This is a genomic window from Akkermansia muciniphila, from assembly GCF_002884975.1.
Taxonomy (GTDB): domain Bacteria; phylum Verrucomicrobiota; class Verrucomicrobiia; order Verrucomicrobiales; family Akkermansiaceae; genus Akkermansia; species Akkermansia muciniphila_C.
Window position 1 is genome coordinate 1311657 of sequence record NZ_PJKB01000001.1, and the last position, 17591, is coordinate 1329247.

Annotated in this window: 13 protein-coding genes; 2 read left to right on the forward strand and 11 right to left on the reverse strand. The window is 46.7% G+C overall.

What is annotated here, in order from left to right; translation table 11 throughout:
* The first annotated feature begins 47 nt into the window (after positions 1-47).
* Entirely contained in the window at positions 48-1322 is a 1275-nt protein-coding gene (gene hisS, locus CXU21_RS05310) for a histidine--tRNA ligase (protein ID WP_102714720.1), read from the forward strand.
* Between the two features lie 33 nt (positions 1323-1355).
* The gene (aspS, locus tag CXU21_RS05315) at positions 1356-3149 is read left to right on the forward strand and encodes an aspartate--tRNA ligase (protein WP_102714722.1); all 1794 of its coding nucleotides are present in this window, start codon (positions 1356-1358) and stop codon (positions 3147-3149) included.
* 105 nt (positions 3150-3254) lie between these two features.
* On the opposite strand, the gene CXU21_RS05320 is transcribed toward aspS, so the two are convergent.
* The 11 genes from CXU21_RS05320 to CXU21_RS05350 form a co-directional block, all read right to left on the reverse strand.
* On the reverse strand, positions 3255-4022 hold the full coding sequence (locus CXU21_RS05320) for a hypothetical protein (protein WP_102725304.1): 768 nt from the start codon (positions 4020-4022) through the stop codon (positions 3255-3257).
* 3 nt (positions 4023-4025) lie between these two features.
* Positions 4026-4598 carry a SufE family protein gene (locus CXU21_RS05325; RefSeq protein WP_102725305.1) on the reverse strand — a complete coding sequence of 191 codons (573 nt, stop codon included), beginning with the start codon at positions 4596-4598 and terminating at the stop codon, positions 4026-4028.
* Between the two features lie 92 nt (positions 4599-4690).
* Positions 4691-5242: a hypothetical protein gene (locus CXU21_RS05330; protein WP_180972662.1), complete on the reverse strand. Its 552-nt coding sequence runs from the start codon at positions 5240-5242 to the stop codon at positions 4691-4693.
* Positions 5243-5627: 385 nt separating this feature from the next.
* The gene (locus tag CXU21_RS05335; protein ID WP_180972663.1) at positions 5628-6164 is read right to left on the reverse strand and encodes a hypothetical protein; all 537 of its coding nucleotides are present in this window, start codon (positions 6162-6164) and stop codon (positions 5628-5630) included.
* A gap of 262 nt (positions 6165-6426) precedes the next feature.
* Positions 6427-6909, reverse strand: a complete 483-nt coding sequence (locus CXU21_RS12135) for a hypothetical protein (protein ID WP_146016970.1) — start codon at positions 6907-6909, stop codon at positions 6427-6429.
* Between the two features lie 113 nt (positions 6910-7022).
* The gene (locus CXU21_RS05340) at positions 7023-7769 is read right to left on the reverse strand and encodes a hypothetical protein (RefSeq protein WP_102725308.1); all 747 of its coding nucleotides are present in this window, start codon (positions 7767-7769) and stop codon (positions 7023-7025) included.
* A 259-nt stretch (positions 7770-8028) separates the two neighbouring features.
* Positions 8029-8877, reverse strand: coding sequence for a hypothetical protein (locus tag CXU21_RS05345; protein ID WP_146016971.1), 849 nt, complete (start codon positions 8875-8877; stop codon positions 8029-8031).
* A 359-nt stretch (positions 8878-9236) separates the two neighbouring features.
* Complete coding sequence (locus tag CXU21_RS12140; protein WP_146016972.1) at positions 9237-9920, reverse strand: hypothetical protein; 684 nt, start codon at positions 9918-9920, stop codon at positions 9237-9239.
* A gap of 530 nt (positions 9921-10450) precedes the next feature.
* Entirely contained in the window at positions 10451-10918 is a 468-nt protein-coding gene (locus tag CXU21_RS12145) for a hypothetical protein (RefSeq protein ID WP_146016973.1), read from the reverse strand.
* A gap of 257 nt (positions 10919-11175) precedes the next feature.
* The gene (locus tag CXU21_RS12150; protein WP_146016974.1) at positions 11176-11880 is read right to left on the reverse strand and encodes a hypothetical protein; all 705 of its coding nucleotides are present in this window, start codon (positions 11878-11880) and stop codon (positions 11176-11178) included.
* Entirely contained in the window at positions 11877-17399 is a 5523-nt protein-coding gene (locus CXU21_RS05350; protein WP_180972664.1) for an RHS repeat domain-containing protein, read from the reverse strand. Before CXU21_RS05350 ends, CXU21_RS12150 begins: the two co-directional genes overlap by 4 nt.
* Positions 17400-17591 lie beyond the last annotated feature (192 nt).

Sequence of the window (17591 nt, forward strand, 5' to 3'; positions counted from 1 at the left end):
ATTCTGTAAACTGTTCCGTCCTCAGACAACATCCTTTTTCCCAGGTTATGCCAGACGCTCGCTTTCAACCACTTCCCGGATTCCGTGATTTTGCCCCGGCGGACTGCGCCGTGCGCAACTACCTCTTTAACGCATGGAAGAGGGTGGCGCACCGCTATGGATTCCTGGAATGGGAAGGCCCCACCGTGGAAGCCACGGAGCTCTATCTTAAAAAGAGCGGAGGCGAACTGCCCACCCAGCTTTTCCGCTTTACGGACCAGGGCGACAGGGACATCACCATCCGCCCGGAACTCACCGCCTCCCTGGGACGCATTGCCGCCGCCTACCAGCGGGAATACACCAAGCCGCTCAAGTGGTTTGAAATAGGCTCCTGCTTCCGTTACGAAAAACCCCAGAAAGGACGCCTGCGCGAATTCTACCAGTTCAACGCGGACATTCTGGGGGAAGGTTCCGCCTGGGCGGACTCCGAACTGATTGCCCTGGCCATTGACTGCATGAGGGAGCTGGGCTTTACGCAGCAAGACTTCATCGTGCGCGTCTCCGACCGCGAAGCCTGGATCAGGTTTGCCGCGGAACACGGCGTGCAGGAGCAGGACATTCCCGCCTTCCTGGGCATTGTGGACAAATTTGAACGCGACCGCCCGGAAGAATGCCAGCGCAAGCTGGACGCCTTCCAGATCAGCCGCGGCGACCTGGTGGCCTTCATTGAGAACCCGCCCGCCGGAGCTTCCGAACGCTATGACATCCTGCTGAAAGACCTGGAAGCCCGCGGACTGGACGGCTATGTGAAGCTGGACCTCTCCGTGGTGCGCGGACTGGCCTACTACACCGGGCTCGTCTTTGAAATCTTTGATACGCAGCGCAGCCTGCGCGCCGTGGCCGGCGGAGGCCGCTATGATACGCTGGTAAGCGCCCTCTCCAACAACGCGGTGGACATGCCTGCCACCGGCTTTGCCATGGGAGACGCCGTCATTACCCACCTCATTGACCAGACCCCGCACGCCAAGGCGCTGAAAGACGCGGCCCTGGCCGCCGCGGGCTGCGACGTCTTCATGGTGCAGGCCTCCGAAAACCGCCGCGCGGAAATACTCTCCATCGCCTCCGCCCTCCGGGACCAGGGGTACAGCGTGGACCTTCCCCTTACCCTCACCAAGGTCAACGGCCAATTGCAGAAAGCCGTTAAATCCGGCGCGCGCGCGGCCCTGATCGTAGGGGACGACTTCCCTTCCCTGGAACTGCGCGACCTGGGCGCGCGCACCTCATCCTCCGTCGTCATGGACGACCTGTTTGACGCGCTGGCCTCCATGACGGGCCGCGACTGATATTTCCCTCCCCTCCTTCCATTTTCAACAAAGATGAACTCATACCGCACTCATACCTGCAGCGAATTGCGCGCTGCGAACATTGGCAAGCCGACCACACTCATCGGCTGGGTAGATTCCGTCCGTGACCACGGCGGCGTCATATTTATCGACTTGCGCGACCGCTCCGGCATCACGCAGGTAGTCTTTCACCCGGAAGTCAACCAGGACGTGGCGAAGGCCTCCCAGCAGCTCCGCTCCGAAGACATGATCCAGATATCCGGCACCGTGGCTGCGCGCCTGAAAACGGACACGGTAGACACCACCAATGCGGACCTTCCGACCGGGGAAATTGAAGTCTCCGCGGACACCCTGAACGTCATCAACAAGGCGGACGTGCTCCCCTTCCAGCTGGACCGGGCCCTCTCCAATGAAGACCTGCGCCTCAAGTACCGCTTTCTGGACCTGCGCCGCCCGTCCATGGTCCGCAACATGCAGATACGCCATCGCGTGACCAAGACCACGCGCGACTATCTGGATGAACACGGCTTCCTGGAAATTGAAACGCCCATCCTCTCCAAATCCACGCCTGAAGGCGCGCGCGACTTCCTGGTCCCCTCCCGCCTGGCACCCGGCAAATTCTATGCCCTCCCCCAGGCCCCGCAGCAGTACAAGCAATTGCTCATGGTAGCCGGCATGGAACGCTACTTCCAGATCGCCCGCTGCTTCCGTGACGAAGACCTGCGTGCGGACCGTCAGCTGGAATTCACCCAGGTGGACATTGAAGCCTCCTTCATCACGCCGGAAGACATCTACAACCTGGTGGAAGGCCTGCTCAAGCGCGTGTACAAGGAATCCCTGGACGTGGACATCCCCACTCCCTTCCCCCGCATGACGTGGAGGGAGGCCATGGACCAGTACGGCTCCGACAAGCCGGAACGCCGCTTCGGCATGAAGCTGACGGACGTCTCCTCTATCTTTGAAAACAGCGGGTTCAAGGTATTCGCCTCCGCCGTAAGCAATGGAGGCGTGGTCAAGGCCATCAACGCCAAGGGGTTCGGCTCCGCCTCCGTCGGACAAATCGACGCTCTGACGAAAACCGCCGTGGAAGCCGGGGCCAAGGGCCTGGCCTACATCAAGGTGCGCGAGGAAGACTGGAGAAGCCCCATCTCCAAATTCCTTTCCGACGAAGAAAAGCAGAAACTCACGGAAGCCCTCAACATTGAAACCGGAGACCTCGTTCTCTTTGCGGCCGGCCCGTGGGAACCCTCCTGCGATATCCTGGGCCGCGTGCGCCTGCAATGCGCCGAATTCATGGAACTGCTTAAGGACAACACGGAACGCGACTTCCTGTGGGTCATTGAATTCCCGCTGGTGGGCTGGGATGAGGAAGAACAGCGCTGGGTGGCCATACATCACCCCTTCACCCGCCCTGTCAAGGAAGACGAGGAAAAACTGCTTAAGGGAGAACTCTCCGCAGACCTGCGCGCCCAGGCGTACGACGTGGTGCTTAACGGCACGGAACTGGGCGGCGGCTCCATCCGTATCCATGAACGCGACCTCCAGTCCGCCATGTTCAAGGCGCTCGGCATCACGGAAGAACAGGCCCGCGAACAATTCGGCCATATCCTGGACGCATTCAGCTTTGGCGCTCCGCCCCACGGCGGCCTTGCCCTGGGTCTGGACCGCCTAGTCATGATGATCTGCAATGCGGAATCCATCCGTGAAGTCATCGCTTTCCCGAAAAACAACCGTGGAGCGGACCTGATGAGCGACTCCCCCGCTGCGGCGGAAGAACGCCAGCTGCGCGACATTCACATCCAGGTAAAGCTGCCCGCTAAAAAATAACCGGATTCTTTAAACCAAAACGCCCGGATGGAGAACTTCCATCCGGGCGTTTTTCATGCAGGGGCAGCCGGAACCATGCCTGTAATTATATATGGCAGGCCCTGCCTATGAACCTTGGCTGCCGCCCGTCAGACGGCGGCGGATATCCGCAATCTGCCGCAAATTCTTCATCACGGGCAAACGGTGGCGCTTGTCCAGCGGCGGCGGAGGAGGATTGCCCGTCGTCACCATGGTAAAACGCTGGTACCCCTTCACCTCCGGATAACGCCCCCAGTAATACGCCGTCCACCCGCTGTCCGGGGCGTCCGGGCCAAAAGGAGGATAAATCATGTGCCGTTCCTCCCCCGGATACAGATTAAAGGCGCTGGTACCGATCACAATATCCTCCGGCGCGTCCGGCAGCAGCTCCAGTCCGCGGATATACTCACGTATTTTTACGGCCGCATACGCCTTCATGGCATACAGGCAGCCGTAAACGCGCTGCTCCACGGATCCGCTTCCCCAGAACACCATATCCCTGCGCTTTGCAAAACTCCGCAGGTCATCGCCGGATACCATCACCGTATCCGCATCTATCTTCACCAGCGTGTCCCCCTCAGCACATACGCTCTGGAGCATTTCATCCAGCATCCCTTCAATGCAGGCCTTCCCCCGCAAATTGCCGCCCCTCTCCCAGGAAGACACGCGCCATTCCGCCCCTGACTCCTCTGCCTGCTTCCTTACCTCCTCCGGACAGGGATGAGCCCCATCGTCAATCACGACCAGCCGTGCTTCCGGAAGGGCATGACGGACACACAGCAGGTTCTCGCCGACCAGGGCGGCATCTCCCGAATACACGAACAAATGAACGTGGATATTTGCCTTCTTCATCATTATCTAAACTCTATTGCTGGAATTCCTTTCCTGCCTGCATCCATCATGGCAGGAATCGCCTGCTGCCTCCAGCTGCTGCAGCGGGCCTTGTTCCAGAGATTCCGGAAGTGGCCCCGGCAACGAAGAAGGAGAGACGGACGCTCCATTACCCCTGCGCGCCTCCTGCCTCAGCCTCAACGCGCCCAGCTTGATTCTGGAAGCCATATTGCCCAGGGCATTCGCCCGGGAAGGAATCAGCCACCTCCCAAGAATGCCCTGATGGAAGAAATCCGCATCCGCCGCAAGCACCTCACCCGGCGTCAGGCCGGAAAACAGCCTCACCCACAGTGCCATCAATCCACGGCTGATGCGGGAATCACTATCTGCATCAATCCTCAGCAGGCCATTTTCCAGGGAGAGGCGCAGCCATACCCGGTACTGGCACCCCCGCAGAAGACAGGCTTCCGTCTTCCATTCTTCCGCAAAAGGGGGCAACTGCTCCCCCTGGCGCATCAAAAAACCATACAGGGCGCCTTCTCCCGGCAGAGCGTCCAGCTCCTTCAGCAGGGCATTCCGCCTTCCTTCAAAACAATCCATATATTTCTATCCATTATCTGTTAAACCAGCTCGGGCCGTTCCGGAACCACTTGAAAATCAATCCAAACGATATCTGTGACGGCCCTGTGCGCCTACCCTTTCAGCACGCACTCGTTCCGGGAGGCCATGATGGAACCGGACCCGATTTCAATATTCAAAATCCGGCAGGGATGCTGGCGCTGCTCCGAGGCGCAATGCTGCAATCCCTGAATCAACACCCTCAGGTCACCCTCCCGGTCATTCAGCCTCCATCCGGAAATAAGCAGACGGAGACACCGGACCTTCTCATCCCCATTCCTCTGGAACCAGATGAACATCGTCTCATCCCTGGCCATGCGGCAGCCCTTGCCGGTGAGGCGGAACATCCGCGAATTCACCGGATACTCCATGCTTTCCCAGAAAATCTCCTTCATCCCGCACTCGGCAGAGCCCTTCACGGTAATCTTTCCTCCGGGAAACCATCCCATGTGAAACAACAAATAACGCATCAGGGAGGCGCGCCTCAACGCACAATCCTCCTGGTGGGTACCGAGGCCGAGCGACTTTCTGGCTCCACAAAACTTGCTGCCCCGGTCAATGGTTAGCCTGACCTTATAACTTCCCGATGTATTCTTCCTCAATTCGATTGATCTATAGATGGACATGCAAATATTCATACAATATCCAAAAACTATATATATAAAATCAAACGGGCCTAGAAGAAAAATGTTAGAAAACAACGTAACATAAGTAAATGCAACAATATCAGAAAACTATGTCGTGAAGAAAAATAAAGATATTCAACGTATTGGACGTTTTGGGGGCTGCATGAAGGAATATTCTGCTCAATTTTTATCCCTCCCGGTAGCTGGAAAACAGAACATCCTTGCACATATCCTTACGGCAAGCTTCTGTAAAAATCCCACATAACCAACCGGGGACGGCTCGTCAAGCAGCTTTACACCATTTACGGATACGCAAAAAGGCCATTTCCGTCTAACAGACAGAAATGGCCCAGATCATTCCACACAACAGGCCGGAAAAGCCTCTTCACTTTTCCGGAACCGGATAACCTGCACCCTGAATGCCTCTCAGCCTCGGTACGCGGGATGACTCCCAGGGAGCGCGCTTCAAATACCGGTGCAATACAAAAGTATCTTCCTTCCGGATGCCTTCCACGGATGTCCATGCATATTCTCCGTATACCGTTCGGTTGGTCCGTGGGTCAAAAAACTCCACCAATGCCACAACATCACTCGAAGGGTGTTTAAGAATACCGGTCCTTTTATCCACGGCATATTGATAGAAGCCTTTGACGCAATGCACCACAACCGTTGATCCCCTCGGCACGACCGGAAGACGGGCTCCTTCTCTCCAGCTCTCCTCATCTCTCTGGCCCCACAATCCCTGAAACCCCAAGTATTGCTTGAAATCGTCCCCATACAATTCACGCATATCCGGGTTATAGCTCACCCGGTAATAACGCACATGCATATCACATTGCAATTCCAATGGACGCTTCACATAATCACAATACGGTTTCTCCCCATTCAGATTGCGGCAGGCATTCTGACTGCCCTTGTACAAGTTAAAATTCCATAACAACAACTACACTAATATCGTACTGCAGTCCTTGTACACAATAAATCACAACCAATACTATCCTTTAAATAAAGGGCAATTTCTTTCCACATGCATTCTTATACTGAGATAATATAAAACTTGTTGGAACAACAATAAAAAATGTTTATGAATCCATGAAAAATGACGGTCATACATTCCATCTACATTTAATTTTATAGCATTAAAATTTATCCATCTGATTCAAATTTTCTACTTGAAGGTAATATCAATTACGGTACAACAATCTCCTAGGAACATACATCCATGGAAAATACATATTCATCCTTGATTGGACGATAAATACCTTAAAAAAATCATACAAGGGTTTATTGTAAAAATAAGTATATCCTAATTTTTCGTATGTCCCACTCTTTTTTATATAATTGAATACACAGATAGATCCATCTAGATCCATATCAATTTGAAACAATCCGATATCATAACCTGATGGACATGAAATAAGAATCATATGCGAATTCAAGCCAAACCATATTTCCGGATACTTTTCATTATGTGTATATGCTTCAAAAAAATCATATGCGGAAGCATACACAGGAATAGCCGTTTTTCTATAAAAGCATATATCCTTATCTTCTGCTAGAGAATCTATTTTTTGAGGATCATATAACTCATGTAAGGTAATGTCGCTTCCCGGCGAATTATTAATAGCAGCTAAACAAATAAAAATTATAATATATATATTGATCATTTTATATTTTTACATTCTAAACTAAACACTGTATCATTGTAAGATCGTCCATTCTTACTTAATTATGAACCTCGGTTATAGCTTATTTTATTTAAGAGTATTCACATTTCCAATCATTCTTCTTCCAAAGCCATATCTTCATAATAATGTAAATTACCAAATTCATTCAGAAAAGCATCAGGAAGATAATTCAAATAGTCCATTTCCTCATGACAGATACATCGGTTCCCTATCTCTTTCAACAAACGTTCTCTCAGTGGTAAATAATAATCCCAATAATCATACTCTCTTCCTCCGTTATTTCGATTGAAATGACGCCAGGATGGATATAGTTTTACAGGATGGCATATGTCTCCTTGAAGACCTAACGAGTATTGTGTAACATGATCAAATTTCAAAAAGAAATGTGTTGAGCGTTTTTCGGAAGACAGGAAAGATTTCCTTTTTTTAATTTGAGGCAGTAAATTCTCAATTACATTTTTTAATTTTCCCGCGCTGTCTTCTGTAAGCATCAAAATATATACTAGCCTTCCTGACTCAATATTTTCTTCATTTTCCAACAAATAGACAGTACCAGAAAAACACCAGTTAGAACTTAACCCATACTGTTTCGGATCAACTTTAATCAAATAAATGGAAAATACTGAGTCAATTGCATATAATTTCTTGAACTCCTTATCTTTCGCTATTATTTGTTCAAGCCCTTCAAGAAGGGCTTTTTGAACAGGTGAATCTTTACCCAGGATTAGTTGTATTTCAAATTCCGAACATCCTATTTTGTATCCAAATTTAATACTCATTCCGGGAAGGTAATTCCAATATCTATCTTTTTCCATAATCATGCTAAGGTCTATATTCATACAGCATGCGTCTGCATACTTATCATAGGAGCTATATTTATCCCCATTCAGATATTCATATACGAGAATCTGGCACGCTTATTAAGTTACTTCCATCATATCCCTTTTCCGCACGACAAACAGATAATCATATCTAAATTCCATTCTACACCCAAGATTGGAATATTCAATCTCCTCCATTTACTGGTTCTCTAAAAATTTATTATTACTCAAAAAAATCATAATATTATTAATGAAATTAATTATATTAAAAAATCAACTACCAGCTTTGTTTGATAAATGGATCGTATTCCAAGCTTCCTATATCAAAATGAGTTTTGGGATCATTTTCCTGAACGGTTGTATCACAGCCATAATTGATCAGATCATCCATTAGTCCTATCACTTCCCTCGCGGGTGTGCCTGGTACCATATAGTCTCTAAAAGAAACGCCAAATATTCTTGAATTCATTCCATAGTAAGAAAAGTATCCCGACGACATGAAAAATTCACTTAAAAGGAAAAATCCAGTGCTATCAATACCTTTGGAGTGCACTTGTAATTTCCAGAAACTCGTTAGGACCCTATAAATTGAATTTAAAACTCCCGTTGAAATTGGATTTGAATATTCCTCTATTTCCCATGAAGCTAATTTCAGATTCTTCCACTCTTTCACAAGCTCCATGAGAACCTCGGAATTTTTCTCTTCAAGCAGTTTCTCCTCCAAACATTTGATTTTCCCTCGGACGGCCAATTCAGAATACCATTTTTCCGATGAACCAGGAACTTTCAAGTAAGGTTTCCAAACAAAAATTCTATTGTTCTTAATAACTAAAAAAACGTATGATATTTCAGTATGTATGCTCGCATAGAAAACGTCATACTGCCCATCACATTTTCTCAATATTTCTTGATAAATATTTAAAGGAAGGCTTCCTGTCTCCAAAGCCATATCATCAGAATAGGGTATGTAGGAGTACACTGATTTTTTCAATACACTCATATTATCATTTAATAATTTTGCCCTGTCTTCAAATACCTGGAGGCATGCTGCTTCAAATTCTGCAGTAGACGCAGCAGAAGCATATTGAAAAAAAACACCAACAATTAATAGATATAGTCTGTTCACAATCAATTTATCCTTTCTTTCTTTTTATATAATTCTCATATGTATCCCTACTGTTACCCCCTGCATTATATTCATATGATAGAATACTGCCATCGCTCCTTTCAACTGTTACCATAATAATACCGCCAAGCATGACTACTTGAGGATTCGAATGTCTGATTCCCTATCTAGCAGTTCTTTCATCCGGATAACTAAAATTTGGATCGTGATCCGTATGTATATGAGTATACGCTACCATAGTATCACCCCTATCACACTTGCTATCATTAAGTAATTCATGTATCAGCCAAACATCTAAGTAAAAATAAGGCCATCTGCACCATAGGATGAAGATGGCCTAGTTTATTTAAATAATATATTTATTCTCCAATTTCTACTTTCACACTATTCTCTTTACTTCCATATTGAGGCAATAACAAATAAACACGGCTATCGGAATACCTATAGACAGCGCACAACAAATTCCATATTTTTTTCAATGGAATGACCTCTTCAAATGATACCAAAGCGCAAAACGGCACATGCCTCCTATGTAATTTCTTCAAATCTTTTAAAATATCATCGTAATTTTTCATCTCATCATTAGCTATATAATGATCACCATAACAATTCAGTCTATAAATTTCTAATCCGGAATTATCTTTTTCTGTATAAGCTGGTTCGGATAAATAATCCATGGCAGTGTCAACAATCAGGTTGCTTCCTACAGCATAATTAACAAAATAAATACTCCCTTCGCTTCCTGTGTGTACAAAATCTAATTCCACACATTCGTTATTAAGAGCCGACTGTGCTACAACATCATAAAAATCTTTTGTTGTCGCATTTTCAGGTAATGTAACCGTTCGGCGTTTCTCGCCATTCCCTAAGGAATGTCTTGCATAAACAACATACGCATGGGTAGATCCTCCCCTCTTTTCAAAATTAGTGAAACCTATAAAGGGTGTGGGAACTTCGGAGGGTTCTCTCAATTTTAGAGCTACGAATAATACTCCTGCCACACTTACTAAAATAAGAATTGCAAAAATCAAAAATCTTTTCATATAAAAATCAGTGAATAATATATTTATTCAAAATCTTTAATATAAAGAGCCCATCCAACATATCTGGTATCATTCCTATTTTCTCAAGGTAATTCTCTATGTAATTCATCATGCGTTGTTGCTAAATAGATTAACCTCATATCTTCGTCACAGTATTCGCAGGAATAGCGGAATGGCATTGTCGGAGCCCAAGCTCCCTCTACAGTCAGAGTTTCTCCATAGGGAATATATTCAAACTTCACCTGCCGAGTTCCCAAAGAGTCAAACAGAGCGCTTACGCTTTTGAGCAGGTCATGCGCCACATACTGGGTAGAGGACACACTTTTGTCCGCATTATGTTGTACACATGGCCAACACACGCATTGCCTCCGGTTCCACAGGATTCCAGAACCATGTACCCAGCAAGGCAGGGGGGGGAGGTATTTTGCGTGCAGTCCATGTCTGCTCATCCATGAACAAAACCCGAGGCCCGTATGAGCCTCGGGTTACAGTTAATTTTACATTAAAAGTCTAGATAAGGATATAATATTTCAATTTCTTTTGTTAACAGTAATTTTACTTTTATCTTTGTACATATCAAGCACCACATTAATTACTGCATCAATATATTTTTCTGATGATTCAGATTTTGCATAATAGGTGAAACTTTTTCCTGGAATATGTATTACGACTTCTTTTTTCTCTCGTAAGTCCGCTTCAGAGCATTTTACATTTTTGATCAAGCCATCTAATTTTGAAACAAAATTGTCAGAATTGCCTTCGACAATATATTCCTGTTTATCCTGTGGAGTATAGGCATAAAAATCAGGGATCTTTTTTGTTATTTTTACTTTATCTCCATCTATTCGGAAAACATAATAATATTTTGATGATCCTGAATATACACCTCCTTTGCAATGATAAATATCTATTTCTTGTTCGTCAGACCACATACTTGTGCATGATACATTTGCAATTGTTGCAAAGACACCTAATGCTATGATATTTTTAATTTGCATGTTTCTATCTTATTTAATTTTGATAATTCCAATATTCTTTCTAAATGCCGAGGTTTATATGACTAAAAATAATTTCCCTAATAGAGGTATCAAAGTTCTCAGAAAAATCATTTTTTGTTTGTCCCCCCTATAGCTTTCGGAAGATTCTTCGTTCACAATAATATAAGATTCGCAGCAAGTTGATACCTACCGCGAATCTATAAAATATCAACTTTGTCAATCAGACAGAAAAATTATTGAAAAGAATTCGTAATTTTTTATACACTCCCCTTTGGCATAAAATCTTCATCCTTCTGAGTGGAAGGGTGGAGGTTAATATCATTTTCGTTCTTTGAAACGAGATACCCTGGTCCTTGAATAGCTCTTAATCTTGGAACACTGGAGGGTTCCCAAGGAGCCCTTTTCAAATATCGGTGCAATACATCGATTTTTTCACCTTTAGCTCCTTCCTGAGAACTCCATTTATATTTACCATATACGATCTTATGAGTCCACGGTTCTACAAATTCGACAAGTGCCACTACATCATTAGATAATTTCTTTATATCCCCTGTTTTCTTATTTACGACATATTTATACTGTCCTTGTACGCAATGAATTATAACAGGGCAACCTTTCGGAAGGGATGAGAATCTTCCTTCTACTGCATCCCCTTTTGTTTCCATTAATCCGTACGAATCCGGATCATATAGAGTCCGGCAATTAAACACAAATAGTTCACGCTGTAAAATAACAGGACGTTTTATATAATCCTTATATGGGGCAACATCCTTCAGATCACAATATTCAAGATGATTGATGACTTCAAAAGACTCGTTATTATATACAGCATTTTTGTGGCACCAATTTCCAGGAGTAAGTGGTCCATAGCCTTCAGTTTGCTGAATCCATTGGGAGCAGGAGCTTAAAGCTCCTGCTCCAACCATAGCTAATAAATTTCTTATCTGATATTGGAGCTTCATGATTGTTTATAATTGCAATTCTTATAAGTTTTATTGAGATATTGATTCCACTTATCAAAGTAGAATGGCCGTAACCCATTTCCTACCCCCATCAAATCAGTTTTTCCATCCACCTCATTTCCATATATATCCTTTCCATGGTGCATGTACTCAGGCTTTTCGTTGGGTTTATTTCCCCTTATTCCCTTTCCTGGATGATTAAGCCCAAGGGCATGTCCAAATTCATGCGCCGCAGGATTCTGATAAATTTTTTCAATTTCACCATTACTATTTTGTTCCCAATAGGACAAAGAGGTCTCCAACGATTTAGGATACAATTTCCCTCTTCCTCCCATAAATAAACCATTATTGAATCCAACTGTAGATGAAGCTCTCCGGTTTCCTGTGTCATCAGCATAAGCTTTAATAAACCAGTCATAGTCACCCGAAAAACGGGAAGGCTCTTTGACAATCTCTAATTCTACCTTAGGCGTAAACCCATTGCAACATGGACATTGCTCCTCGTTTTGAACCTCAGGGGCTAATTTATAACTATTATTGTTGAATACATTTTCTATAGACGTTTTCATTCCACTCATATAATCACGCTCATCGTCAGCCATCCATTTCTTCGTCTCATTTTTAAACCTCACCTGTACCTTCACTTTGTAAGTTAATATACATGAATCCTTATCTAGATTCCATGAATCCAACCCCATCAAGTCAACCATACAGGACACACTATTGTAAACGAAATGATATCCATTCTCTCCGGCAGATTCTCCAATCGGATCTCTGGAAATCCACCTTCCATCCTGCGGATTGTAGTGACGGTAGTTATAATAGATTAGCCCCAAATCTTCGTCACAGTATTCGCTAGAATGGCGGAACGGCATTGTCGGAGACCAAGCTCCCTCTACAGTCAGAATTTCTCCATAGGGCGTGTATTCAAACTTCGCCTGCTGAGTTCCCGAAGAGTCAAACAAAGCACTCACGTTTTTGAGCAGGTCATGCGCCACATATCGGGTAGAGGACACACTCTTGTCCGCGTTATGTGTGCACATGGCCAACACACGCGTTGCCTCCGGTTCCACAGGATCCCAGAACCACGTACCCAGCAAGGAAGGGGTGGAGGTATTTTGCGTGCAGTCCATGCTTGCTACCATTAAGTATCCCCTATACACGAATCTGGTGCGTTTGGTCAAGGTGTTTCCATCATATTCCACTTTTTCCACACGCCGTCCAAGATAGTCATACACACATTCCACCTTTTTGATGCCTTGTGTAAAGACCACTGGACGGTTATCCGCGTTATACTGGACAGCCCAGACTCCTGTGGCTGTCTTCACACTAGTCTGATTGCCGTCGGTGTCATATGTGGGTGTGAAGATGGCACCGGAACGTGCCACGTTCTTATACGGACTCAGTTTGTTGCTATCATAAGAACTGGAAACTCCACGTCTGACTGCAGTCTGGCGGTTACCGATGTTATCGTAGGCATAGCTGAAGGAACCGCCTGTATTCATCATATCTTCTATTAGCTCTCCACGTGCATTATAGCCATATGTATGACGACGCGAAAGCATGGCAGAGGAGTCCACATAGTCCTCCCGCATAGAAGGCCGCTGCATATTGTCCCAGGTATAGGTATGCTTGAGAAGAAGCTCCGAAGAAGTTCCGTTCGAATAATCCAAAGATGATACCAACGGCAAAGTGGCATGAAAAACCGTTTTCCTGATCATTCCGTTCGGATATTCCAAATGGTTAAGCCATCCGGAAGTTTCATCATAACCGTATGAGAAAGAGTTCCCATTGAGTGATACCGAAGAAATCCGCTCCATTGAATCATACGCCAAGGTTGTCTGCTGTACCTTTGTTCCGTTCAAGGACAGCGTATAGCCTGATGGACGTCCCAAGGAATCATACGCGTAGGTAAGCACGCTTTCCGTCAATCCGGAGGTAGTTTCCGAACTCACATCGCCAAGACCGTTGTATTCCACGATGCGGGAACCAGAAGCATCCTGTATCGTGGAAATACGTTCCATAACATCATACGTGATGGAAACGGAAGGAGTCCCGTCACTATGCCTGATGTTGGTTAATTGACCGGTTACTACGTCGTATCCATAGGTAGTTACCACTCCTCTGTCCTGTTTACGTGTTAAAGGGCGTCCCCAACTATCATAAGTATAGGAGGTCTTGGAGCCATCCGCGTAGGTTTTATCCAGTAACACGCCTTTAATTGGATCATAGTTCCAGCGTGTCACATCCGAACCGGAGGAAGGAACCGTATCCAGAATAGAACCAGAGGAACGATATGTGTGCAGTGCCACCATTCGATCCATCGTATCATATTCCCATTTCATGGGCTGGACAGCTGTACCGTACCGGCTGGTCAAACGCCCGCGGGAATCATAGGAAAACCACGTTTGCTTGCCATCCGGCGTTGTGATACATTTTGGCTTTCCCGTAACAGAATCATATACCGTGGTAGTTGCGTTGCCGTCCTGGTCTGCACGGGTAATTTCACGTCCAGCAACATCATTGATAATGACCATGTCCCCGCCACGGGCATCCCGGACTGTAAGCGTATCACCATTAACATGATAAATACGTTTGTACCTGGTTACCTTACCATCCTCTCCCGTGTGCCTCACTATATCTCCGTTTAAGCTAACTTCTTCCACTTCAACAGAACAGCCTTCACGGCCTTTCAGAAAGCGCGTATTCCCTCTTTCATTATAAATCTTTTCCCAAGACCAGCGTCCATACTCATCTTGATGAAGAATCAAAGAAACAAGGTTGGACAAAGAAGCATTCTTTTTAGAAACAAGTTCATAGGTATATGCATGAATTATATGTTCATCTGATATGTATACCGTAAAATGTTTTTCCCTGTATACCGACGATCCTGTACCTACAGGTATTCCCGGAATATTTTCTCCTAACCTTTTGTAGGAATTTTCCCATTGTTGAATACCTGCTCTGGTACTTACCTCACTGACTCGATCACGGACCTTGTGTGATAACTCGCCTGACAATAAATCATATCCGTATATCATTTTATTGCTTCCTCCTTCCCGAGCCGTAATGACCCTTTCATGAGTATCATAGGCAGCCTCATACACTATTTCCATTGAGAGGGAACTACCATTTGAAGCGGAACGGCGCCTGATACGAGTCACATTTCCATTCCCTTTTTCCAAACGGTCTTCTACAATTGTTCCCAAAGAAGAGCCCAACCGCGTAGATTTCAATACACCTTCGCTCTCTACACTGTAAGTATAGTACCTGGCCTCACGGGCTGTTCCTGATTCCTCCCGGATCAACCCTGAAGGAAAATACCGGGAAATTAAAGTCGTTCCCGAAGGAAGAGTTTCCGTCGTCGTTAATCCATCCTCGGAATAGGTGTAGGAGGTTTTTCTGTCCTGTTCATCCGTACTTAGAATGATACGTCCCACCATGTCATATTGCATGGAAACAGACGTTTTTTTATCCCCAACTAGAGTTTCAATGGAAGTCGTACGGCCAGTACCGCCATACTTCATTTTTGTAATAGTATTGGGGCAGATTTCTGTCATTTCCGGGCCGTTCCAGTCTGTCACCGGAATGGCGGCATCCTGTTCCACACACACCACACGCTTGGCACCATCATAGGTATAACGGGTCTGCAAGCCGCGTATATCCGTTTTCCACAAGGGACCGGCACAACTCCATTCAGCCATGGAATACAGGCCGTTGGCGTAGTCTGTTCGGATCACCCGATGGGATGCGTCGTATGTCATTTGTTGAAAATCCACAGAGACAAAGCCTTCTTTCTCCACATGAACCTGATGATCTACAGCTACTTCATCCCCATTTTCCCCATAATAATGCACTAAACGAGCAGATTTACCCGCTACGGGCCCATCGGAATTTTGAAGAGTCTCCATACATTTCCACACGGCTCCATAATCAGAACAGAGGGCATAGTCATAATTAACCACAACTCCGTCCTCCCGGGATTCCTTTTTAAGCCGTCCCTTGGCATAACAACAAGTTGCATGATCCCTATACCACGAACGATTCAAATTAAGACCATACCAGTTTCCTAAAAAATAACGTTGCCGTTCCTCGGAATATACTCCTGAATCTTCAGTATAAGAGTACGATGTTCTCTGTAGGTCATAACTGCTTACAGGACTTACCAACATTACAGTCTCCTGCTTCACGCGGCGGTCATTAAACTTGTCAGTTATATATTCATACGTAATTTTCTTCTGAATGTCCCCATACCACGGCTCCGTCCGTTGAATCACGTTCCCGTTGGAATCATATTCCATCTCCACCACGGCCCCGTCCGGGCGCGTTTCCCTGATGCGTTTGCCATAATTGGGGGAAGAAGGATCGCTGCCGTATCCGTACGTCCATGTCCTTTCCAGCGGGGTTTCATATCCTTCCGTGCGGGATACAAGGACGTCTCCGTACAAACGGCGCTGGTACACTTCCTTTTCTGCGGAGCACAACACGGCATTCTCGGTTCCGGCCACTCCGCTGTATACATACTTGAATTTTTCCTTCTTGTCCGTGTAGTAGCCTCCCGCCACCATGGACTGTCCGTTAACGTCCTTCGCTATCATGTTTTCATGGCCGTTCGCAGGACGGCATCTGGTGACGATGCTGATGGCGTTTTCCCCCTCTCCTTTCACCAGGGTCAGGTCGTCCGGGTAAAGGCCTGCGCGCCATTCACTGATAAAACCGCCCGGTTCTTCAATGCGCAATGTCTTCAGCATCATCTGGGTCACCTCCGGATTTTCTTCATCCACGGCACGGGCGATCATCGTCTCCGTATCCGTGAACGTCCAAGACAGCTTCCACGTCTTGATGGGAACGGCGCCATCGCGGACCGTATACGTGCCGTCGTTACTCCGTTCCGCCACGTCTGCGGGAGCATACCATTTGATGTTCTGCACATTGCTCAGGTCCAGCAAGCCGTCCGTCTTGTTCCATACTTGCTTCAGCCTGAACAGGGAAAGGGCATTGAAAGCTTCTATTGTCATATTGGGCTCGTCATAGGCGTCCTGCCTGACCACCTGGAGCTCCGCAGCCAGTTCAGCAAAGGTGATTTTCACGCCGAGCGGCGTTACGATATGGTCAAATACGGAGGAATTAGGACGGAAACGCATGGTCATGCCGCTTTCCTGAACTTCTTCCAGATAGGAAACGCCATCCACCACAACGCGCCGCATCCTGTCCTGGAACATCTGGGTACCGCCAAGCGCCTCTGCCCCGGAAACATTTGGAGAGGCAAAGCTGTAATAGCGCGGAAACCCTTTTTCCGTCTTCACCACCGCCCGGGAAACATCTTCCGGTTCTTCCGGACGGCTGATGGACGCATGGGCGGATTCAGTCACTTCCAGACGGCGCTGGGAAATGTGCTCGTACTGAAATGCGGTCCCCCAGCATAACCCGGCATCCATCATGTTCAGGTTCAGCATCAGGCGGCCGCCACTCAATTCCGGCCATTTGGGAAAACGGCCGAATTCAATGGAGAAGTCCACGCTGTTGTTGTCCGTACTTCCCGTACCGGAGTCACCTTCGGAACACGGGCACGGGTATTCCGTTTCCGGCCCTATGGGAGTAACGGGGTACCAGGTATTGGGCCACGGCATCGGAGACGGTTCATCGTTGGAGACAAATGTCACGGGGTGGCTGGGTATTTCTCCGGATTGTTCCGGAACGGATAACTGATC

Excerpts from the sequence above, each read along its gene's own strand:
- CXU21_RS05320 (WP_102725304.1), bottom strand. The coding sequence starts at position 4,022 with ATGATGAAGAAGGCAAATATCCACGTTCATTTGTTCGTGTATTCGGGA.
- CXU21_RS12135 (WP_146016970.1), bottom strand. The coding sequence starts at position 6,909 with ATGATCAATATATATATTATAATTTTTATTTGTTTAGCTGCTATTAAT.
- aspS (WP_102714722.1), top strand. The coding sequence starts at position 1,356 with ATGAACTCATACCGCACTCATACCTGCAGCGAATTGCGCGCTGCGAAC.
- CXU21_RS05340 (WP_102725308.1), bottom strand. The coding sequence starts at position 7,769 with ATGAATATAGACCTTAGCATGATTATGGAAAAAGATAGATATTGGAAT.
- CXU21_RS12140 (WP_146016972.1), bottom strand. The coding sequence starts at position 9,920 with ATGAAAAGATTTTTGATTTTTGCAATTCTTATTTTAGTAAGTGTGGCA.
- CXU21_RS12145 (WP_146016973.1), bottom strand. The coding sequence starts at position 10,918 with ATGCAAATTAAAAATATCATAGCATTAGGTGTCTTTGCAACAATTGCA.
- CXU21_RS05330 (WP_180972662.1), bottom strand. The coding sequence starts at position 5,242 with ATGTCCATCTATAGATCAATCGAATTGAGGAAGAATACATCGGGAAGT.
- hisS (WP_102714720.1), top strand. The coding sequence starts at position 48 with ATGCCAGACGCTCGCTTTCAACCACTTCCCGGATTCCGTGATTTTGCC.
- CXU21_RS12150 (WP_146016974.1), bottom strand. The coding sequence starts at position 11,880 with ATGAAGCTCCAATATCAGATAAGAAATTTATTAGCTATGGTTGGAGCA.
- CXU21_RS05325 (WP_102725305.1), bottom strand. The coding sequence starts at position 4,598 with ATGGATTGTTTTGAAGGAAGGCGGAATGCCCTGCTGAAGGAGCTGGAC.